Raw genomic sequence first — 21,483 nt, 5'->3', positions numbered from 1 at the left:
CAAGAACTCAACGAGATTTTGGCTGCAAATACAGGTCAAAAACTTGCAACGATCGAAAAAGATACTGATCGTGATAACTTCATGAGTGCCGAAGAATCAAAAAAATACGGTATGATTGATGAAGTGCTCGTTAAAAGTGAAAAAGAGTAGGAGGGAACTGTTATGTCAGGCATACTTAGAAAAAGAACTCGTAGAAATTTAGATGAAGCGGAAGAGTCAAAGCAGACCGAAGAGATGCCTGCAGTACAACCCTTTGATATTGATAATCCATCAAGTGATGTTGAGATCTATGCAAAAGAGGTCTTAGCATCTCTTATTGCGGATAATTTACCACCGACACCAAATAATTTTTCACTCTATTTTGATAGATTATTAGAAGAAAAAAGTGAAAATCTTCGTCGTCAGATACATTCTATGTTAGAACTTGAAGAGAGCAATGATGATGAGACTACTATTGCTTTAGAACAAAATCTAAAACAAGGTTTTTCATCTATTAAAGGTATTCTTGGAGTAACGGCTAATTTATATAAAAATATGGCCCTAATGACTAAGATACTTGAAAAGAGAAAAGAGGAACTTTCATCAAGCCCTGATGCAAAAGAAGCACTTAGTGTAATAGGTGTATTAGAAGGTGATGTTTCGAAATTGAACTCTATTTTGAAAACACAAAGTTCTAAGATGAAAGATATCTATGACGAGACGGCAACTATCGTTAAAACTGTTGAAAATGAAACAATCTTTGATAATAAGTTCGGTGTTTACAATAAACGTTATCTGCTTACTAAAATTGAACAAGAGATCAGCCTAATCTCTGAGTTCAAACATAAAAGTTCTTTAATGATGATAGAGCTTGATCAAGGTTTGAAAAAAAGTGTTCAAAACGAAAAAGCTATCGTACTTATGACACGTACTATTGCAAGACTACTGCTTAAAACATCTAGAAGAAGCGATATCGTATCTCACTATGGTGGCGGTGTATTTTCTATGTTATTGAAACATACAGATTTAGAAAATGCAAAACGTGCGGCAATCCGTTTAGCTGATTTAGTATCAAACTCAAACTTTTTCCTGGCAGATCGTGAAATACAGTTAAAAATATCTATCGGTATTACAAACGTAGATAATAAACATTCTGTTGAAGAGATTGTTGTATCTGCTTTAGACGGTATTGCAAAGGCTTATGAAGATAAAAAGTGTGATTACGCTGTTTCATTAAGATAGGGAAAGAATGAATTTAACTATTGTTGAATATCCGGATAAAAGACTGCGTGAAATCTCAAAAGAGGTGAAAGCTTTTGATGAAGCACTTCATAATCTTTTAGATGCAATGTATCCTAAAATGATTGAAACAAATGGTATTGGATTAGCAGCAATTCAAGTAGCACAGCCTCTCCGCGTATTGATTTTAAATATTCCTGATGAAGAGGGAAATCAGCCGGATGAGAATTTATTAGAGATAGTTAATCCTGTTATCATCGAAAAAGCGGGAGAGACAACTTACCAAGAAGGCTGTTTAAGTGTCCCTCAGTTTTACGAAGATGTAAAAAGACATGAAACTATCAAGATTAACTATCAAGATCGACATGGAAACACAAATATCCTAGAAGCTGACGGTTTGTTGGCAATTGCGATCCAGCACGAGATGGATCATTTAGAGGGGATATTGTTTATTGATAAACTCTCATACGCTAGACGTAAAAAATTTGAAAAAGAGTATAAACGACTACAAAAAGAGCGTAAAGGACAATAACTCTCTTAGTTTAGAATGGCATTATGCCATTGTACCAAGGTCAGTCTATAACCAGCTTCTACCTCTTTTACTTCATGTGAAAAGTATGGGTTACTTGGAAAGATAATCATATCTCCTGCATCAGCTTTAAATTCTACTTGGTTCCCATCTTGATCTTTTAAAAAATTAAACACTAGCTCTCCACCTTTAAACGAATGTTTGTTATCAGGTGTTTCACTGTAAGATGTTGCAAATAAAACAGTTGTAATTTTACGTTCAGGTGCAACAGGTGTAAAGGCAACTATGTTTTTATCTTGATCTATAACGGTACTTGAATCATCCGCATGTTGAACATAATAGCCTCCTTTTGTATACTCAAGTGCTTGAACAGATGTTGAAAGAGTCATTGCAATATTGAAATAATCTTCGATCTCCGCTTGATACTCTTGAAATCTGCCTTGATAGAGCTCGTTCAAAAATTCAGAAATAGCATAGATATTCGTATCACGATATTTTTTGACGACTTTTGCTTCTACTACACCGTGAATAACTTCCGATTTCACTTTTGCAATTTCTGCTTCGTCATCCTTATAGACTTCATCTACAAAAAGAGCGGCTTCATGAGGCTTAAGAAAGTTTTTTATAATAAGAAATGGTAGAGATTTATAAGGGCTAGGTAAAAAAGCTGTTGGAATATCAAGCTCAAAAATATGCTTATCTAAAAAGATATTTTCACTAATTTGGATCAACTAAAACCTCAATATATAAAGTTGAAAATAGTACACCTTTTTCTGGAATAAAGCAATAGTAAAATATGTCATTATGCAATAAAACAAATGAAATGAGAGAAAGGTTGATAGTATATTTAAAATTCTCTAAGGTGATAGTCATGAAAAAGATATTTTGTGCAACATTAGAAGGTATTGAAGCAAAGGTAGTCGATGTAGAATCAACACTCACAAAAGGCTTGCCCTCTTTTTCTATTGTAGGTATGGCTTCAACTGCAATAACTGAGGCCAAGGAGCGTGTTAAGTCAGCACTACTGAGCAATGAATATAAGTTTCCTCCAAAACGGATTACGTTTTTATTGGCACCATCAGAGCTTGCAAAGTCAGGAAGTCATTTTGACCTTTCCATGGCTTTGTTAATTTTACTTAATGACGAAGAGAAAGATTTTAATGACTGGTTTATATTTGGTGAATTAGGTCTAGACGGTGTTGTAAAAGAGAATATCCAACTCTATCCTCTCATCCTTTCTTTAGCCAATCAAAATCTAATTAAAAAAGCTATCGTACCTAAAGAAGCCCTCAGTAAATTACAAAAAATACCAAATATTATTTTTTACGGGGTAGATACTTTAAATGAAGCAGTGGAAATATTAAAAGGAGAAGATAAACTTGAACTCGAAAGTACAGCAAGTGTCTTGGAATATCCACACTTTGAGATTGATGGAGAAAAACTTTATTATATAAAAGAGTATAAAGAGGATTTCAGTGATGTAAAAGGACAAGATATTGCAAAACGTGCTGCCATTATTGCAGCTGCAGGCTTTCATAATCTTATACTTGAAGGTAGTCCAGGATGTGGGAAAAGTATGATTGCCAATAGACTTCGTTATATCTTGCCAGCATTAAATAATAAAGAGATTTTGGATATTGCCAAACTAGATGTTATAGAGGGGGAAGAGCCGAACTTTAAACCGCTAAGAAATATGAAAAACCCTCACCACTCATCAACTCCTGCAAGCATCTTTGGGGGAGGAAGCTATCAAGCAAAGATAGGCGAAGTTGGTTTGGCACACAACGGTATTTTATTTTTTGATGAACTTCCCCATTTTTCTAAAAATGTACTAGAAGCTTTACGTGAACCAATGCAAGATAAAAAAATTAGAATATCTCGTGTAAATGCAAAAGTAAACTATCCTGCAGATTTTTTATTTGTAGGGGCTATGAATCCTTGTCCTTGTGGAAATCTACTTGATGAAACAAAAGAGTGTCGATGCAATGAGTTAGAGATACAAAGATATAAGAACCGTTTAAGTGATCCTTTTTTAGATAGAATCGATCTTAATGTAGTTATGCAAAATGTCTCGAGTGATGACCAACCCTCTTATACTTCAAAACAGATGCACAAGATGGTGCTAGAAGCTCAAATATTTTCACGACAGCGTGGGCAAAAAAGTTTTAATGGAAAAATGAACGATGATGAGATAGAGAAGTTCTGTTTAATGGATGAAGAAGCAAAAAATATTTTAGATACAGCTATAACACGATTTGGTTTGAGCTTTAGAAGTATTAAAAAAATTCAAAAGGTAGCACGCACTATTGCAGACCTTGTACAGTCAAATGTAATAACAAACGAACATATGTTAGAGGCTTTGAGTTATAGAAGAAGATAGAGTATAATTTGGAATGTCTATTTTTCAAAAAACAATAAAAATTTCACCAAAAACAAGAGGCTTTCATCTTATAACCAAAGAGATAGAAAATGCCCTTGTATCTTTTTCAAATGTAAGTGATGGAATATTACATATATTTTTAAAACACACATCCGCTTCCCTTACAATCAATGAAAATGCCGATCCGACTGTAAGAGACGACATGGAAGAGTTTTTTTGCGATACGGTTGATGATAAGCCATACTATGTACATACTTATGAAGGTAAAGATGATATGCCTGCACACATAAAAAGCTCTTTATTAGGGAACTCACTCAATATTCCCGTATCAAACGGCAAGATGAATCTAGGAACTTGGCAGGGGATCTATTTGGGTGAGCATAGAGATCACGGAGGGAGTCGAACCTTGGTTTTGACTCTGCATTATTAAAATGAAAAAATATATATTATTCGATAACGACGGTGTGTTAATAGAAACCGAGATGTGGTATTTTGAAGCAAGCAAAAGAGCTTTACAAGAGTTTTTTGACTTAGAGCTTACTTTCGAGCGTTATATGGAGATTATGGCCAAAGGTCAGCGTGCATGGGTTATAGCCGAGGAGATAGGGATACGCGAAGAGGAGATCATAGTTGCCAGAGAAAAAAGGGACGAGTATTATCAAGAGCATATACAAACAAAAGATATAGCTATAGAGGGTGTTGTAGATACTCTCAAAGAATTAAGTAAAAACTATAAGATGGGAATTGTGACTACTTCGAGAAGGGTAGATTTTGAACTTGCACATAGTGGACGAGGGATAACCGATTTTATGGATTTTGTTTTATGTGTCGAGGATTATCCACGCGCAAAGCCCCATCCCGATCCATATCTAAAAGGGATGGAGCTGTTTGGTGCGACAAAAGAGGAGTGTATCATAGTTGAAGATTCAAAGCGTGGGCTTAGCTCAGCTGTAAACGCTTGCATTGAGTGTATAATAGTTCACAATGAATTTACTAAAACACACGACTTTTCAGATGCAAGTTATAAAATAAATAAATTCTCTGAACTGCAAGAGCTTTTAGGCTCTTTGGAGTAGCAGTTATATATTGTAATAAGTAGCATTAGGATGATATACAACTAATGCACTGGTTGATTGCTCAGGGTGAATTTGGAATGTTTCACTGAGTTCAATTCCAAACTCTTCAGGTTTAAGCAGGTTGAAAAGGGGACGGTTAAGTTCAAGATCCGGACATGCAGGATAACCGAATGAGTAACGAGCACCTTGGTATTTGTTCATTTGAACATCGGCAAGTGTAGCACCTTCATTGTCTGCTATGTTTAGATCTAGTCTGATTTGCTTGTGAGCTACTTCTGCTAGTGCTTCTGCAAGTTCAACTCCAAGACCGTGTACCTGATAGTACTCCGTATAATCACCTCGATCGTAGATCTCCTTTTCTAAGGTACTTAGTTTAGCTCCTGCACTTACACATGTCATTGCAATAACGTCATGTCTGTCCGCATGAAAAAAGTCACTAAGGGCACGGTGCGGTTGTTTACTCTGGCGAGGGAATGTAAGAATCTCTTTTGCGCGTCCTATTACATTATCAAGTGGATCACGATTAATTTGATCTTCGCTGTTATAACCCTCTGATTCATCAAAGATTAGAAGTGAGGTGTCATCACTTCTACAAGGCCAGTAACCATAAAGAATAGTAGGCTCAAAAAGTTTCTCATCTAAGAATCTTTGCTTTAGTTTTTCGTATGCAGGCCATACTACTTCATCTAGTTGTTTTTCATACGCTTCTTTGCTGAGACCCTTAGAGTTATAACCCCATCTTTGTTTGAAAAGGATTTTATGGTTAATCCATTCAAAAGCCATTTCAACTTGTTGTTGAGTCAGTTTTATTTCACGTCTTCCCCAAAATGGCGGTGTAGGTACAGTCACATTGCGATCAGGCATTTTAAGTTCAGCTAGAGGTGGGATAACTACCTCTTTTTTTTCTTTATGTTCTATTTCCGGTGCATCAGGGTGTAAGTTCGTGTCAAAGTTTCCTGCTTCAATACGGCTCATTGCCGTTACACCGTCAAAAGCATCTTTACAGTAAAAGATTGGACCATCATAAATTGGACGACAGAAATCATCGATAAAGCTGCGAGTAAGTGCTGCACCGCCCAGTAAAACTGGGATTTTAATGCCGCGACGCTGTAACTCTTCAAGGTTTTCTTTCATCACCTGTGTAGATTTTACGAGTAATCCACTCATACCAAGAGCTGAAATGTGTCCAGCTTCCATCTCTTTGATAAACTCTTGGAGTTCTACTTTAATCCCTAAGTTTTTTACTTTATAACCGTTGTTTGAGAGGATAATATCAACGAGGTTTTTACCAACATCGTGAACATCTCCTTTTACAGTTCCAAGTGCGAGGGTAGTGTCTACTTGTTTTTCAACTTTTGGTAAGTAAGGGTTGAGATGATCAACCGTCTTTTTCATCGTCTCAGCTGATTGAAGTACAAACGGTAATTGCATTTGACCTGAACCGAAGAGCTCACCGACCACTTTCATCGCATCAATTAAGATCTCATTAACGATCACTTCCGGTTTGATTTTATGGCGTGCTTCTTCAACAAGAGGGATCATACGCTCTTTATCGCCGTCCATTAAAAGTTTTTTTATCTTCTCTTCATCGCTCATAGCAAGGTATTCTGCATCTTCAGCTTCAGAGTCAACAGCTTCTTTAGTACTAAAGTGATCAATGAATTTAAAGAGAGGTTCCTCTCCGCGGTTAAAGATCAGATTGTCACAAATCTCTTGATCCTCTTTTGAGATCTTATTGATAGGGATGATGTGTTTTACGTTGATAATTACCGATGTAAGTCCTGCTTCTATACAGTGGTGTAAAAACATTGAGTTAAGATATGGTCTTGCATCTTTATCTAAACCAAATGAGATATTTGAAAGACCTAAAGTAGTTCCAACTTCAGGATGTCTTTTTTGAAACTCACGGATCGCTTCGATGGTGTTGATTCCTGCATCAACATACTCTTCATCACCACTACCAAGTGTAAATGTTAAAAGGTCAAATACTAAGTCCTCTGGATTAATTCCATGTTTTTGTGTAGCTAATTCATAAATACGTTCAGCTACTTCGAGTTTTCGCTCTGTAGTTTTTGCCATACCAATTTCATCGATTACAAGACATACTAGGGAAGCACCGAATTTTTTTGCCAGCTGACATACTGCATCAAACTTCTCGATACCATCTTCAAGGTTGACAGAGTTGATGATTGGTTTTCCACCGATATTTTTAAGGGCAGTTTCTAACGCCGGTAATTGGGTTGAATCTGGCATTAGAGGGATAGAGATCTTTTGTGAATATAGACCCATGACCTCGTTCATATCTTTTGTTTCGTCACGTCCGGCAAAACCGACAGATACGTCAAGAAGGTGTGCTCCTGCACGCACCTGTTGTTGTCCTACACTGAGTGTCCCTTCATAATCTTCATCTAAAAGAAGTTCTCGGAATGCTTTTGAACCAGTTGCATTACTACGCTCACCAATAAGAAGCGGGGCTGGATCTTGCTTGATAGCAACTGTGTTAAACAGAGATGCTAAGGATGTAGGTTGTTTTCCTGTTGCAGGCTTTGGTTGTTTGTTAGTTACACGATTTACAAGTGCACGGATATGTTGAGGGGTTGTTCCACAACAACCTCCTAAGAAACTGACACCATCATATTGTAAAAAGTTTTCTTGTTTGTCTGCGAACTCTTCAGGCCCCATTGGATAGTAAGTATATCCACCGCGGTTTTGAGGAAGTCCTGCATTTGCGTGTACACTGATTGGTTTTCCCCAAAGTTCACTTAGTGTTTTTACATGCTTTTCAACTTGATCAGGTCCTGTTCCACAGTTAAAACCGAGTGAAATAATGTCAAATGGTTCTAAAATGGCTGCAATTGTACTTGCATCGGTACCGATTAGCATAGTCCCGCTGAGCTCGATCGTAACTGACACCATTATTGGAATTTCTACATCTCTTTGACGACAAGCTTCTTGACATGCGTGTAGCGCTGCTTTGATTTGAAGCGGGTCTTGAGCAGTTTCTAGTAGGAAAATATCTACGCCACCATCAATAAGTCCTAAACAAAACTCAGTATATCCCTTGTACATCTCATCATATGTAATATGTCCGAGTGATGGTAGTTTTGTTCCAGGCCCGATAGACCCTAAACAAAATCTCGGATGTTCAGGTGTCGAGAACTCTTCACATTTCTTTTTAACTAATTCGGCACCAGCACGAGTGAGCTCATAAGCACGATCTGCAATACCGTATTCATCTAACACCCAAGCAAATGACCCAAACGTATTTGTAGTGATCAGATCAGCTCCGGCTGTAAGATAGGCATTGAAAATATCATTCATAATCTCAGGTGCAGTAACGTTTAAAAGTTCATTACACCCCTCTTTACCTTCCCATGCTTCTTGCGTTATCTGATCTTCACGTTGTTGTAGTTGGGTTCCCATCGCTCCATCTATGATCAACGGGCGTGATTTGATTGTGTCTAAAATATACTGTTTTGTCGTCATATATATAAATCTTTTTGTTTGGTGTAGATATTTTGCATTAAATGTGATTATTTTATCATTTTTAACTATAAAAACTTCTGTATTTAGAGGGGTAAAATCGATTTTTTAAGCAAAATTGACGAAAAAATAGAAAAAGCTATTGACTTTTAACATCAAATAGATCTATAATGACGATGAAAATCAAATTTATGTGGAGTTTATCCGTTAATGATATTGGCTTACATTAGACCTGAAAAAAATTTTGATGCTGTTCATGAGCAATTACAACTTATCAATTCTTATGCTATTACTAACAAGTTAGTTATTGATGACGAATTTATTGATTATTCTTCACAAAATAAGCGTTTAGAAGAGCGTTCGGAAGTGACACAATATTTTCAGTCACATATGGGTTCTACTTTGCTTGTGAGTGATATATGGGTTTTAACGACAAATATGGAAGATCTTATTCAGATGTTTTCATGTTTATTACGTAATGAATTTAATGTCCACTTTATTAAGCAAAATGTTATAATGTCCAAAGGAAGCAGCGCAATGCTGGTACTTGGATTGATGGATCATTTAAGACAAAAGCTCAAAGAGGAATCAAAACGCTCTATAGGAAGACCAAAAGGAAGCAAGTCTAGTTCTAAGTTTGATACATACATAAATGAGATTGTCCAATATATAAAAGAGGGTAAAAGTGTAAGTGAAATAGCACGTTTACTCAAAGTAAGTAGAAGTTCTTTAAAAGACTACATAGAATCGCGTGAATTGAAACAGGTGGCTGTTGGTTCTTTATTGCCAAAAGCGCCAGAAGATGCTGAAGAACATATAATTAATACGATTGTATGTCCGAATTAAAAAGACCATACTACAATTAAGATGAGGAGAGTTTGAATGAGTGCAGCGGAGTCGGTAAAGAAGGATTTTGTAATTCCTTCACCATGGAGATTTAAACGGTACTATATGTACGTTTTTGCAACTATTGTATCGATAGTTGTCCCTTGGATAGAGATAAATGGGAATCACCTGTTTTTACTAAGTTTTGACAAGATGAAATTACATCTTGCTTTTATCCAGTTTGATATGCAAGAGTTGTATCTAATGCCGTTTTTATTGATGTTACTCTTTATTGGTATTTTTGGTATTACAGTTGTGGGTGGACGTGTATTTTGTGGTTGGCTATGTCCTCAGACTATTTTTAGAGTCGTATATCGTGATTTGATAGAGACAAAGCTTTTAGGTCTTAGAAAACGTATAGCTAACAAACAACAAGAGCCGGATATGTCAAAACCGGAGAATAAAGTAAAAAAAGTACTTGCAGTTTTAATCTGGTCAGTATTGGCGCTTCTTGCAGGTGCAGATTTTATGTGGTATTTTGTTCCGCCGCAAGACTTTTTTACATATTTGGATAATCCTGCTGATCATATGGTAATGATTGGCTTTGTTGTTGCTGTAGCGGTTTTCTTAATTTACGATATCGTATTTTTAAAAGAGAATTTTTGTGTATATGTATGTCCTTATTCTCGTATACAATCAGTTCTTTATGACGAACATACCGTTATGGCTTTATATGATGAGTATCGTGGTGGGACTATCTATGATCAAGAAGGTCATAAAGGGTTTACAAAACAAAAAGATCTTCTAGCAGTAAATGAAACGGCAGAGTGTACGACTTGTGAGAAGTGTGTGACTGTTTGTCCTACACATATCGACATCCGTAAAGGTCTTCAATTAGAATGTATTAACTGTTTAGAGTGTGTTGATGCGTGTACAACTGTTATGGGCAAACTTGGAAAACCGTCACTAGTTACTTGGTCAAGTGATTATGAAATAGTTGATAGAAAAGGAAAAACTCAGTTCTTCCGTCCAAAAGTTTTAGCATACGGTGCAATTCTAGTAATTATTACTATCATTCTAGGCTTAATGGGAACGACAAAAGAGCATATGCTTTTAAATATAAATAAAGAAACTCAAGCATACAGTATTGAGAAAAAAGCAGGTGAAGTTAGAGTAGATAATGCTTATACATTCCTAATTCAAAATACACAGCAAGATTCTATGAAATACTATTTTGATGTAGTTATGCCGGAAGGTTTCAAAGGTAAAATAGAAGTTGTTAGACCTACAAAACCATTCACTGTTGTTCCGGAAAAAATTAAGAAAAAAATTGTAATTCTTAGAACAACTGATAACTTGGCACAGCATGAAACTCAAGATACTATAATCCCTATCAAGATTCATGCATATGCTTTAGGTACAGATGGAAAACCGAGTCAAAAAATCTCAGTATTTAGAAATTCGACATTCATCTATCCAAGTCAAAGACAGGTAAAATAATTCACATTTAACACCAAATTAGTTATACTCCACATATAGTGTGTGGAGTATCCTTATGAAAAAAGTTAAAAAGTTTCTTTTTTATGTGATTGCCGCTTATGCGGTATTTGGTTTTTTAGTCCTCCCTTTTATCGTAAAAGCGCAACTCCCGAAATTGATTGAGCAAAATACTTATACTAAAGCTTCTGTTGCATCAATTTATATTAACCCTTTTCTTTTTAAAACAAAAATTTCAGGTTTAAAAATTTCCGATCTTCAAGAAAAGCCACTACTGAGTATTGATACATTGTTTTTAGACTTTGATATATATTCTCTTTTATATTCTACGATCAATATTGCAAAACTAGAAATTAGTGAACCCCATATCTATGTAGTCAATAATCAAGATAAAACTCTTAATCTTTTAAACATTTTGAAAACATCTTCAAAGAGTGAACCAACAGCAGAAACAAACTCCACAATGCCTAGGATAAAACTAGGTAGAATCAAAGTAGATGATGCTCAGATAGATTATACGGATTTGACGAGAAGTACTCCGTTTCATTTTACTTTTGATCAATTGGATTTTGAATTAAAAGATGTAGATACAAACGACTTTAATAGCAGTAACGGTGTTATAGCATTTTATTCAAATTTAGGTGATGGAGCTTTTTTACAGATAAAGACAGAGATAGACGGATTTAAACCTTTTGCACTACATGGACATATAGACTTTAAGGCAAGTCAGCTTTACACAGAGTGGAGCTATATTAAGGATATGGTGAATTTTGAAGTTGCTGACGGCAGGGCTTCTTTTAATGCCGACTATAGTTTAAATCTGGACAAGCTAGATGAAACAAAAATTGATAATCTCAATTTTGCAGTGAATAAGTTAAGAATTAAACCTAAAGATAAATCACAGGATATTATTTTATTAGAAAATTTTCATGTAAATAATGTAGATGTGTTGCCTATGAAACAAAAGCTTCATATAGGAGATATAGGACTCAATACTTTACATATCAATCTCAATAGATTGAAAAACGGGGAAATTGATATTCCAAAATATTTTATTCCTCAATCATCAGAGGAAGAACAAGAGCAAAACCAAACGGTAAGTGAATCACAAAGTTGGAATATAGCAATTGATGATGTGGCTTTAGAAAAAATTTCTACAACGTTTACCGATTACACATTAGAAAAGCCTGTTATAAGTAAAATCAGTGATCTTCGACTTGGAGCAAAAAACATTGTTGTAAACTCTGAAAAACCGTTTTCATATCAATTATCTACACTTATTAATGATACAGCTTCTTGTAAAATCGGTGGTAGGATTGTACAAAAACCTTTAGAACTTTCTTCACGTGTGATCTGTAAAGATTTTGACGTTACCCACTATAATCCATATATAGATCAAGCGGCAAAAAGCTCTCTAAAGCGTTATAACGTATCTCTGGACTCTTTGCTAACAGGTGTAGATTTGAATTTTCGTGCAGAGGAAAATAATAATACTGTGAATATATTTTTAGATGATTCACAACTGTCACTAAATAATTTTCAACTGAGTAAAAGAAGTGCAAAAGAGAAGTTATTAAATTTTGACTCATTTATTTTTGACGGCATAAATTTTGATTTGAACAAAGAGGAACTAGGTGTTAAACAAATCAGTTTAAACGGTTTTAAAAGTTATTTACAAAGATATAACAATGGAAAATTAAACATTGAAAATCTTGTAGTTCCGAAAAAAAGTGCTAAACAAACATCAAAAAAAGAAAAAGAGGGCAGCTTTCATCTGAATGTAGAGGAGTTTGACCTCAATAACGCGCAGGTGAATTTTTCAGACAGTGCTCTTGAACAAAAAGCAAAACAGACTCTTTCAAATATAAATGTACAGATTCTAAATATAGACAGTAATAAAAACACATGGTTGACATATAAAACTTCTATGAGGGTTAATAAAAAAGGTCAAGTCTATACAAATGGCAAACTGCGTCATACACCGCTTAAACAAAGTGGAAGATTTAATCTTAAAAATATCTCTTTAGAAGATATCAACCCGTATCTAAATGAAGCGGCATATGTGAAAATTGAAGATGGCAAGCTGGCTCTAAAAGGGACAACAAGCTATGCAAAATCAACAAAGAGACCAGACTTAATTGTTAATGGAAAGTTAATTCTTAATTCTCTTTTTATTAATAATTCACAAGACAATGAACTCTTATTCTCTCTTGACAAACTTGATGTGAAAAAATTTACCTATGAACTCTCTCCTGACAGACTGTTTGTTGATGAGGTAGATATAGATGCTTTTTATGTGGATGCTTTTGTAGATGAAAATAAAACGCTTAATTTTGCAAAATTGAGTAAAAAAGCAGATACCAATACCTCTGAATTGAAAAAGGAAAAAGGTGAGCCGTTTGACGCTAAAATCGTGAAAGTAAATGTTACAAACGGAAGTGCAAAATTTGCCGATTTTTCTATACCTATTAAGTTTCAGACACACATTCATGATTTAAACGGTGTTATTTATGTTCTTTCTTCTAAACCGGGTGAGACAAGTTACGTAAATATCTTAGGGGAAGTTGATAAATATGGTTCAACAACACTTGTGGGAAGTATAGATGCTTCAAGTCCGAAACTTTACACTGATTTGGATTTTAATTTTAAAAATCTAGAACTGAGTGCTATGAGCGGTTACAGTGCAACTTTTGCAGGGTATAAAATTGATTCAGGGAAACTTTATTTAGACCTTGGATATGACATTATGAACTCGCAAATGCAAGGTTCAAATAACGTAATTATTAATAAAATAAAGCTGGGTGATGAGATCGAAGATGAAAATGTGACACATCTGCCACTTGGTTTTGTTATAGGACTTTTAGAAGATAATGAAGGGATTATCGACCTGGATTTACCTGTTGAGGGAAATGTGGATGCACCTGATTTTAAATACGGCACGGTAGTTTGGAAAGTGTTTTCAAACTTAGTAACAAAGGCTGTAACAGCTCCATTTGCATTGCTTGGTTCTATGATGGGCATTGACGGTGAAGAACTCTCTTACATAGAATTTGAAGATGGAAAAGCAGTGATTACACCATCTCAAAGAGAAAAGCTTGACAATATCGTAAAAATGATGATGAAACGTCCTAAAATCAATCTTGGTATATCTGCGACATACGATAAAAAAGCAGATTTGTTCGCATTGAAGAGGGAAAAACTGATTGCAATTGTTGTTGAAAAAAGTGGTGTTAAAAATATTAACGAAAGAGAAAATGCACTGACAATCGATCTTCTTGAAGATATTTACGAAGACCTACGTGATGATGATAAGCTTGATCAATTGCAGGAAAAACTGGAAAAAGAGTATAAAGATGAAGATTTTCAAAGAGTATATCAAAAAGAGTTATTGGCATTAGATATCGAGATCCAGCAAGTATCGCAGCAAGAATTAGATGCATTGGCAAAAAAAAGACAAACTATAATTGAAAATTATTTCATAGAAGAAAAGTTAATGTCTCCAAATAGACTTGAAATTATGCCTGTAGAGGGGATTGATGAAAGCTCTGAAAGTATTGTAAAAAATAGATTGGAAGTAAAAGTAAACAATTAGCATAAGTGTTTTTGTTATAATGGCGCCTTTTAAATAAAATTAAAAATTTCAATAAGGGTGAGATTATGGCATTTTCAAAAGAAAATCGAAAAGGTACAATCTCTGGAATTATATTTGTTGCTATTTTTGCAGCAGCAGCAACTATGATTGCAGATTTACAAGCAATTAAATCATTAGGAATATCTCCACTGGTAATCGGTATCGTATTAGGTATATTTTATGCAAATACTTTACATAACCATGTGCCGAGTGCGTGGGGGACAGGTATAACATTTTCAGGGAAAAAGATTCTTCGTTTTGCTATCGTTTTTTACGGTTTTAGAATTACATTCCAAGAGATTATGGATGTGGGTATGAGTGGTTTTATGGTATCACTTATTATGCTTGCAACAACGTTTATTTTAGGTTCATACCTAGGGTATAAAATTTTTAAAATGGACAAAGATACATCAATGCTTACGGCTTCTGGTGCTTCAGTATGTGGTGCAGCAGCAGTTTTAGCAACTGAACCGGTTCTAAAAGCTGAGGGACATAAAACAGCTGTTGCGGTTTCTATGGTTGTATTATTTGGGACAATTTCAATGTTCCTTTATCCTGTACTTTATGCAGCAATTATTGAACCGGCAACCGGCTTTCTACATATGACTCCTCAAGAGTTTGGTATTTACGTTGGTGGTACTATTCACGAAGTTGCGCAAGTTGTTGCAGTTCCTGCATCAATCCAAGGTGCTCCGACAGATATGGCAAACTCAGCTGTAATCGTAAAAATGACACGTGTTATTATGATCGCTCCTATGCTTATTCTTTTAGGAATCTATCTTTCAATGGCTGCTAAGAAAACTGGTTCAGCTGCAGGCGGTGTAAAACTTGTTATCCCATGGTTTGCTGTTTACTTCATCGGTATGGCAGGGTTTAACTCGCTTCAATTAGTACCAACTAACATCGTTAGTGTTATTAATGAGATCGATACTTTTCTTTTAACTATGGCTATGACAGCTCTTGGTATGGGAACAATTTTCTCTAAATTTAAAGGCTTAGGTTTAGCTCCTCTTTATACTGCTGGTGCAATGTTCGTTTGGCTTGTAGTTGGTGGATTTATCGTAACTAAACTTGTTGTTGCAACTTTTTCTTAATAGTTAACAAACCCTTTTAATAGATCTATTTGAAAAAAGAGTATATAATCTAACAAATAGATTGAAAGAAGGGAAAAAGATATGTCAGCTTTACCGGATACGCTTAACTCTTTTTGGCTGTGGCGCGAAGTTTACGGTAAGCTCGGCATCTCTAATCCTGCATACAAATATTGGAAAAATTCCAACACACTTAAACTCAACAATAAATATCTTTTTATTCAAAAAAATACATTGCCAGAGAAACATCAGCATGTTGAAGAGATTTTAACAGATCTTTCAGGCTATCTACCGATTAAATATGCTTCCGATCAGCTTCATGTAAACGAACATATTTTTTTAACTGATAAGATGAGATTTTATAAAGAGTTTGAGTATAAATTTGTTGAAGACGTAAAGTTTGTAAACATCAAAAAGTTCTTTAAAGAAAACGGTATTTTAGTACCCAGAAATGCAATTGTCCAATTGGGACGTACAAAAGATCTTGAAATTACTCCGGAGTGCACTTTTTATAACCTTAAAAATGATTACGGTATTGTGGTGTATTAAAGATGGGTAGTTTTTTTATAGAGTTTCGTGATCCGCTTTTCTCTATTATTATTTTTTTCTCCATAGTCTTTGCAATCACTTTTATATCTTACTGGTGGGGAAGATACAGAAGAAAAGAGGATTCAAAAGATATAGATAAGTTCGTAGAACAGTTTCGAACACTCCCTTCAAAAAATGAACTCCAAGTACTGATCTCCAGCGGTGCACTGTCTCAGAAGTCTTGGTTATTACTCGCAAATGCTTATTATAAAAACGGTGATTATGAAAAAGCGATAGAAATTTATAATGAGATTTTACAGGTAAGTAAAGAGACAGATACTAAAAAAACAATGTTTTTACTAGGAAAGACATATTTCCGTGCAGGATTTTTAGAACGTTCAAAACAGATCTTTTTAGAGATACTAAAAAAATATCCTCGGACACCGGAAGCCTTACATTACCTTTTGTTAGTGCATGAACAAATGAAAGATTATAAGTCGGCTTTAGAGGTTTTAGAACCTTTAGATGAACTGGGTGAAGACATATCGTTGGATCGTGAATATTTACAGGCCTTGAGTATTTTAAACGACAACAAACTATCAGATGAGATCAAGTGTGAGAAACTTTTGGTTATATATAGAGAAAATCATAACTTGATCTATATGATTTTTGAATATCTTTTCCGTGTCGATCAAAAACTGGCTTGGGAAAATTTGGATCACTCAAAAAGCGAAGTTCTGGTACAAGTATTGTGGAATTTAAATCCTAAAGAGTTGAATTTAGATATAATTTCACAAAGCGGTTATTTAAGAGAACTTTATAGTGCAAGAGGTGATCTGAATTTAGCAAAATCAAGTTCAACTTTTGAATTAGATGTTTTGATAAAGCTGGATAAAAAAGCAAATGCAACGCTCAGTTTTGAATATGTGTGCTCAAGTTGTAAAGGGACTTACCCGTTTGCTTTTAATCGCTGTAGTGCCTGTCATGCTATTGACAGTGCAACTATAGACATTGCACTTACTAAAGATTATATTAGGGAATTTGGTGAAGAAAGTAACTCTTTTCAGTGATGGAAGTGCATTAGGTAATCCTGGACCTGGTGGTTTTGGAGCAATTTTGCGTTACGGTGACAAAGAAAGAGAGATTGTCGGAAGTGAACAACATACTACGAATAACCGAATGGAACTTCGAGGTGTAATTGAAGGCTTAAAAGCACTAAAAGAACCTTGTGACGTAGAGATCATTAGTGATTCATCTTATGTGGTCAAAGGGATTAATGAATGGCTGGAAGGCTGGATAGCAAGAAACTTTAAAAAGGTCAAAAATCCTGATCTGTGGCAGGAATATATAGAGGTCTCAAAACCACATAAAATAAATGCTACTTGGGTAAGAGGGCATGATGGTCACATTGAAAATGAACGGTGTGATAAACTTGCCAGAGACGCTGCGGAAGCAGTCAAAAATTTACAATGAGGATACAATGCACAAAAAAATAGATACGTTAGAGAAAAAGTTAGGATATGAGTTTAAAGATAAAAATCTCATTATCGAAGCGCTGACACATAAAAGCTATAAACAGCCCTACGATAATGAGCGTTTAGAATTTTTAGGCGATGCGGTACTTGACCTTGTAGTGGGGGAGTACCTATTTAGAAAGTTCCGTAACTCTGATGAGGGAAAACTCTCAAAAATCAGAGCTTCACTTGTAAATGAAACGGGATTCGATAAATTGGCCAGAGCTCTGAATTTGGGTGATTATATATTACTTTCAAATGCAGAAGATAATAACGGTGGACGTGAGAAGTCTTCTCTTCTTTCTAATGCATTTGAAGCAATAATGGGTGCTATTTATCTTGAAGCCGGTTTGGAAAAGGTTCAAGAGATAGCGATAAAACTCATTGAAGAGAATCATGAAGAGATTTCACTAGATTCTCTCTTTAGAGACTTTAAAACGACATTACAGGAACTTACACAGGCTCGTTTTGGTATTACGCCTGAATATAAAGTACTTGCATCACGTGGACCTGATCATAAAAAAGAGTTTGAAGTGGGTGTATATATTGAAGAAAAAGAGTATGCAAGAGCTGTTGGAAAAAGTAAAAAAATAGCTCAGCAAGAAGCGGCAAAATTTGCAGTAGATATGTTAAAGAAGGACAAATAATTGAATAGTTTCGGATTAAAATTAAGATTTTCGACGTTTGGTGAGTCTCATGGAACTGCACTTGGCTGTATATTAGACGGTGTACCGGCAGGTCTAGAGATAGATGAAGCATTTATCCAAAGTGAACTTGATCGCAGAAAACCTGGTAAAAGTGAATTTGAAACGGCAAGAAAAGAAGCTGATAAAGTAGAGATACTAAGCGGTGTATTTGAGGGTAAAGCAACGGGGACACCTATTGCAATGGTTATCTACAATACAAACCAAAAATCAAAAGACTATTCAAACATTAAAGATGTTTTTCGTCCAGGTCATGCCGATTTTACATACTTTCATAAATACGGATTAAGAGATTATAGAGGCGGTGGAAGAAGTTCGGCTAGAGAAACTGCTGCACGTGTAGCTGCAGGAGCAATCGCAAAACTAATGCTAAAAGAGTTAGGTATTGAAGTTTTAAGCGGTATCAGTGAAGTTGCAGGGATCCAAGCAAAACAATACAACTATGAAGGTGTAAAAGATAGTATTATTTATGCACTTGATTCTGATGTAGAAGAGGCACAAAAAGCCGCTATTTTAGAAGCAAAAAATAGACATGACTCTGTCGGCGGTGTAAGTCGTGTAGTAGTTAAAAATGCACCTATAGGGCTAGGGCAACCATTATATTATAAACTTGACGGTGTCCTTGCTGATGCTATGATGGGTATTAATGCTGTTAAAGCTGTTGAAATAGGTGATGGATGTATAAGTGCAAAAGCTCTTGGATCACAAAACAATGATCAAATTCGTGCAAGAGGTTTTGAATCAAACCATGCAGGTGGTATTTTAGGTGGAATCAGTAACGGAGATGATATTGTTCTAAACGTTTATTTCAAACCTACCCCGTCAATCTTTCAAGAACAACATACGATTACTACGACAAATGAAGAGGTAGACTTCTCACTTAAAGGACGTCATGATCCTTGTGTTGCGATTCGTGGGACTATTGTTTGTGAGGCTATGGCTGCTTTAGTAATTGCAGATATGGTTTTATTAAATATGGGTTCAAAGATGGATGGGGTTATTAAGTACTATAAATAGTAGAAAAGGATAAGAGGATTATTATTCCTCTTCGTCCTCATCTCCAAACTCTGCTGACATCTCTTTTTCATATGCTGCATCTTTTTCTGCTTGGAGTTGTGCATCTGTTAGCACTGCTTCATGGAGAAACTCACCGAAAAATGTTTTAGGCTCTTCATAAGCTAAGAAGAGATACGTTCCAACAATAAGACCGATACCTGCTAAAGAAGCAATGATAGCTTGCATTGGATTAAACGTTTGAATAGGTTCTTTAACACGCACTTCACATACACCACCTGGACAGTGTTGAGGGTCTTTTCTCGTAATCCATTTGTAAATAATACATCCTACACAGATAGAAAAAGCACTTTCTAAAAATGTAAGTAAAAGACAAACTACACAGAGCATAACTTTATAGAAAGTGATCTCCCAGTGTAGAACGAACCACCACATTAAAGGAAGTGAGATAAGCCAACCAAGTGTATATGCAAAACGTTTTTGTAAACCTCCTACATATTCAGGCTTTTGGTTGCGAACCATATATTTACCCATAAGTAAAGATGGAGCATATTTTGGAGTAAAAAGTCTTATAGTGAAGTCTAGAAATAAAAATGTTAAATATACTTGTGCAACTATGATATGGTTATATCCTATACCAACAAAGATAACAATCATGCCAAGTGTTCCTAGTATCCCTGCTGCTGCTCTTGCTTCTCTTTCATTCATGACAGTAACATCATATCCAGGAACTTTTTCTCCGTAGTCCCATAAAAAACTTTGTAAGTTCAATATATATCCTTTTGTGACTTTATCAGCTTATAAGTGAGTGTAACATCAATTTTATATAAATAAAATTAATAATATCAAATAGTTATCACATCTCCAATTTTTATTACTGAACGACCGCTAACTACTTTAGCAAAGATGCCTCTATCTGTTTTTAAAACTTTTGGAAGCTTAGAATCTACACTTGATAGTCCTTTGCACAATGTACAGTTTTGTGTAATTTCTAAAGTGGTCTCACCGATTTGAAGTTGTTGCCCAGGTAACAAAGAATAAGGATTGATATCTACTAAAATATTTTCTCCTAAAAGACCATATTCAATATCTATACCTTCTTTTTTTGCCAATTCGTAACTATATACAGATGCAATTAATACTGAGCGAAGAAGATCTTTTCCATGAAACTTGTCTTCTAAGACACCTTCATTATCTACATTGATAGATTCAGGTGAGATTCTAGTTTTCTTTTCATCATTACATGTAGTAAATAGTTTTAAAACTTTACCTGTTTTCATAGCTTTTGTCTCTTATCTATAAGATGAGTATTTTCATCTATATAGCCTGTTTTCTTTTTATATTCATCAATTGTCATTGTTTTATATGCATTTGTTTTCATGTACTGTAAGATGAGTAAGAAATCTTTCTCTTCAATATATCCTACACTGGCATGTTCTAGCTCTCCTGAATCATCTAAAAAAAGTACAGAAGGGAAAAAGTTATATCCCATTTGTATCGCAAACTCTCTAGGGGTCATTTTATCACCTTGATAGATTATTACATCTTCAGTGAAAGAGACATTGATCACGATGAAATTAAAGTTTTTTTCTATATAGTTATGTACATCTTCGTCGTCAAACGTAAATTCTTCGAGCTTTTCACAATATGGGCAACCAGTTCTATGAAGATACACCATAGGGCTTTTGTTTGTTGTTTTTGTTTCAATTGCTGCTTTATCTAGGTTAATTGTTTCAGCAAATAATTCTAATTGTAAACTTATAAAAATAGATAGGATAGTTATAAAAAATTTTTTTGACATTAAAATAAACCTTGTTTGTATATTATATGAGAGAGATATTATAGGAAGAAGAAGGTTCCCCTTGAAGGGGAAAGAAGAGTAAAATTATTTAATTTTACCATTCCCTTTCAATGTGTTACCTTTTCTATCAACAGCAACGATTTGAACTTCATCACCTTTAGCACCGATTCCTTTTAAAGAGAATGCGAAGAT

At 35.0% G+C, this 21,483-nt stretch carries 20 protein-coding genes; 15 read left to right on the top strand and 5 right to left on the bottom strand.

What is annotated here, in order from left to right; all coding sequences use genetic code 11:
• The 3 genes from P6N22_RS10255 to def all read left to right on the top strand — a co-directional run.
• Window positions 1–150 (top strand): ATP-dependent Clp protease proteolytic subunit (locus P6N22_RS10255; RefSeq protein ID WP_280332671.1); only part of this gene is annotated, 150 nt, incomplete at its 5' end.
• A 12-nt stretch (window positions 151–162) separates the two neighbouring features.
• Window positions 163–1,221, top strand: a complete 1,059-nt coding sequence (locus P6N22_RS10250; RefSeq protein WP_280332669.1) for a GGDEF domain-containing protein — start codon at window positions 163–165, stop codon at window positions 1,219–1,221.
• 7 nt (window positions 1,222–1,228) lie between these two features.
• The gene (gene def / locus P6N22_RS10245; RefSeq protein WP_280332668.1) at window positions 1,229–1,750 is read left to right on the top strand and encodes a peptide deformylase; all 522 of its coding nucleotides are present in this window, start codon (window positions 1,229–1,231) and stop codon (window positions 1,748–1,750) included.
• Window positions 1,751–1,755: 5 nt separating this feature from the next.
• On the opposite strand, the gene P6N22_RS10240 is transcribed toward def, so the two are convergent.
• Entirely contained in the window at window positions 1,756–2,478 is a 723-nt protein-coding gene (locus P6N22_RS10240) for a 2OG-Fe(II) oxygenase (protein ID WP_280332667.1), read from the bottom strand.
• A 140-nt stretch (window positions 2,479–2,618) separates the two neighbouring features.
• On the opposite strand from P6N22_RS10240, the gene P6N22_RS10235 reads away from it, so the two are divergent.
• The 3 genes from P6N22_RS10235 to P6N22_RS10225 are packed head-to-tail and all read left to right on the top strand — an operon-like array spanning window position 2,619 to window position 5,203.
• Window positions 2,619–4,127, top strand: a complete 1,509-nt coding sequence (locus tag P6N22_RS10235) for a YifB family Mg chelatase-like AAA ATPase (RefSeq protein ID WP_280332665.1) — start codon at window positions 2,619–2,621, stop codon at window positions 4,125–4,127.
• Between the two features lie 13 nt (window positions 4,128–4,140).
• Window positions 4,141–4,557: a secondary thiamine-phosphate synthase enzyme YjbQ gene (locus tag P6N22_RS10230; protein ID WP_280332663.1), complete on the top strand. Its 417-nt coding sequence runs from the start codon at window positions 4,141–4,143 to the stop codon at window positions 4,555–4,557.
• 1 nt (window position 4,558) lies between these two features.
• Entirely contained in the window at window positions 4,559–5,203 is a 645-nt protein-coding gene (locus P6N22_RS10225; RefSeq protein WP_280332661.1) for an HAD family phosphatase, read from the top strand.
• A 3-nt stretch (window positions 5,204–5,206) separates the two neighbouring features.
• Here P6N22_RS10225 and metH read toward each other — a convergent pair whose 3' ends face one another.
• Window positions 5,207–8,689 carry a methionine synthase gene (metH, locus tag P6N22_RS10220; RefSeq protein WP_280332659.1) on the bottom strand — a complete coding sequence of 1,161 codons (3,483 nt, stop codon included), beginning with the start codon at window positions 8,687–8,689 and terminating at the stop codon, window positions 5,207–5,209.
• Between the two features lie 207 nt (window positions 8,690–8,896).
• On the opposite strand from metH, the gene P6N22_RS10215 reads away from it, so the two are divergent.
• From P6N22_RS10215 to aroC, 9 genes are all read left to right on the top strand, one after another.
• Complete coding sequence (locus P6N22_RS10215) at window positions 8,897–9,532, top strand: recombinase family protein (RefSeq protein WP_280332657.1); 636 nt, start codon at window positions 8,897–8,899, stop codon at window positions 9,530–9,532.
• 36 nt (window positions 9,533–9,568) lie between these two features.
• Complete coding sequence (gene ccoG, locus P6N22_RS10210) at window positions 9,569–11,011, top strand: cytochrome c oxidase accessory protein CcoG (protein ID WP_280332655.1); 1,443 nt, start codon at window positions 9,569–9,571, stop codon at window positions 11,009–11,011.
• Between the two features lie 55 nt (window positions 11,012–11,066).
• On the top strand, window positions 11,067–14,600 hold the full coding sequence (locus P6N22_RS10205; RefSeq protein ID WP_280332654.1) for a DUF748 domain-containing protein: 3,534 nt from the start codon (window positions 11,067–11,069) through the stop codon (window positions 14,598–14,600).
• Between the two features lie 65 nt (window positions 14,601–14,665).
• Window positions 14,666–15,733 (top strand): YeiH family protein, encoded by a 1,068-nt coding sequence (locus P6N22_RS10200; RefSeq protein WP_280332652.1) that lies wholly within the window; start codon window positions 14,666–14,668, stop codon window positions 15,731–15,733.
• 81 nt (window positions 15,734–15,814) lie between these two features.
• Window positions 15,815–16,279, top strand: a complete 465-nt coding sequence (locus P6N22_RS10195; RefSeq protein WP_280332650.1) for a hypothetical protein — start codon at window positions 15,815–15,817, stop codon at window positions 16,277–16,279.
• Window positions 16,280–16,281: 2 nt separating this feature from the next.
• A complete protein-coding gene (locus tag P6N22_RS10190; protein WP_280332648.1) occupies window positions 16,282–17,328 on the top strand; it encodes a tetratricopeptide repeat protein in 1,047 nt (348 codons plus the stop codon).
• Entirely contained in the window at window positions 17,303–17,731 is a 429-nt protein-coding gene (gene rnhA / locus P6N22_RS10185) for a ribonuclease HI (RefSeq protein WP_280332646.1), read from the top strand. Before P6N22_RS10190 ends, rnhA begins: the two co-directional genes overlap by 26 nt.
• A 7-nt stretch (window positions 17,732–17,738) precedes the next feature.
• On the top strand, window positions 17,739–18,419 hold the full coding sequence (gene rnc, locus P6N22_RS10180; RefSeq protein WP_280332644.1) for a ribonuclease III: 681 nt from the start codon (window positions 17,739–17,741) through the stop codon (window positions 18,417–18,419).
• On the top strand, window positions 18,420–19,493 hold the full coding sequence (gene aroC, locus P6N22_RS10175; protein WP_280332642.1) for a chorismate synthase: 1,074 nt from the start codon (window positions 18,420–18,422) through the stop codon (window positions 19,491–19,493).
• A gap of 21 nt (window positions 19,494–19,514) precedes the next feature.
• Here aroC and P6N22_RS10170 read toward each other — a convergent pair whose 3' ends face one another.
• The 3 genes from P6N22_RS10170 to P6N22_RS10160 form a co-directional block, all read right to left on the bottom strand.
• Window positions 19,515–20,261: a DUF4395 domain-containing protein gene (locus tag P6N22_RS10170; protein ID WP_280332641.1), complete on the bottom strand. Its 747-nt coding sequence runs from the start codon at window positions 20,259–20,261 to the stop codon at window positions 19,515–19,517.
• Between the two features lie 74 nt (window positions 20,262–20,335).
• Window positions 20,336–20,770 carry an MOSC domain-containing protein gene (locus P6N22_RS10165; protein ID WP_280332639.1) on the bottom strand — a complete coding sequence of 145 codons (435 nt, stop codon included), beginning with the start codon at window positions 20,768–20,770 and terminating at the stop codon, window positions 20,336–20,338.
• Window positions 20,767–21,291 (bottom strand): thioredoxin fold domain-containing protein, encoded by a 525-nt coding sequence (locus tag P6N22_RS10160; protein WP_280332637.1) that lies wholly within the window; start codon window positions 21,289–21,291, stop codon window positions 20,767–20,769. Before P6N22_RS10160 ends, P6N22_RS10165 begins: the two co-directional genes overlap by 4 nt.
• Window positions 21,292–21,483: the final 192 nt, after the last annotated feature.

The organism is Sulfurimonas sp. C5 (assembly GCF_029872055.1).
In the GTDB taxonomy this organism is placed as follows: domain Bacteria; phylum Campylobacterota; class Campylobacteria; order Campylobacterales; family Sulfurimonadaceae; genus Sulfurimonas.
Note: the sequence above shows the minus strand (reverse complement) of the source record. Positions and strands in the feature narration are given on the sequence as shown.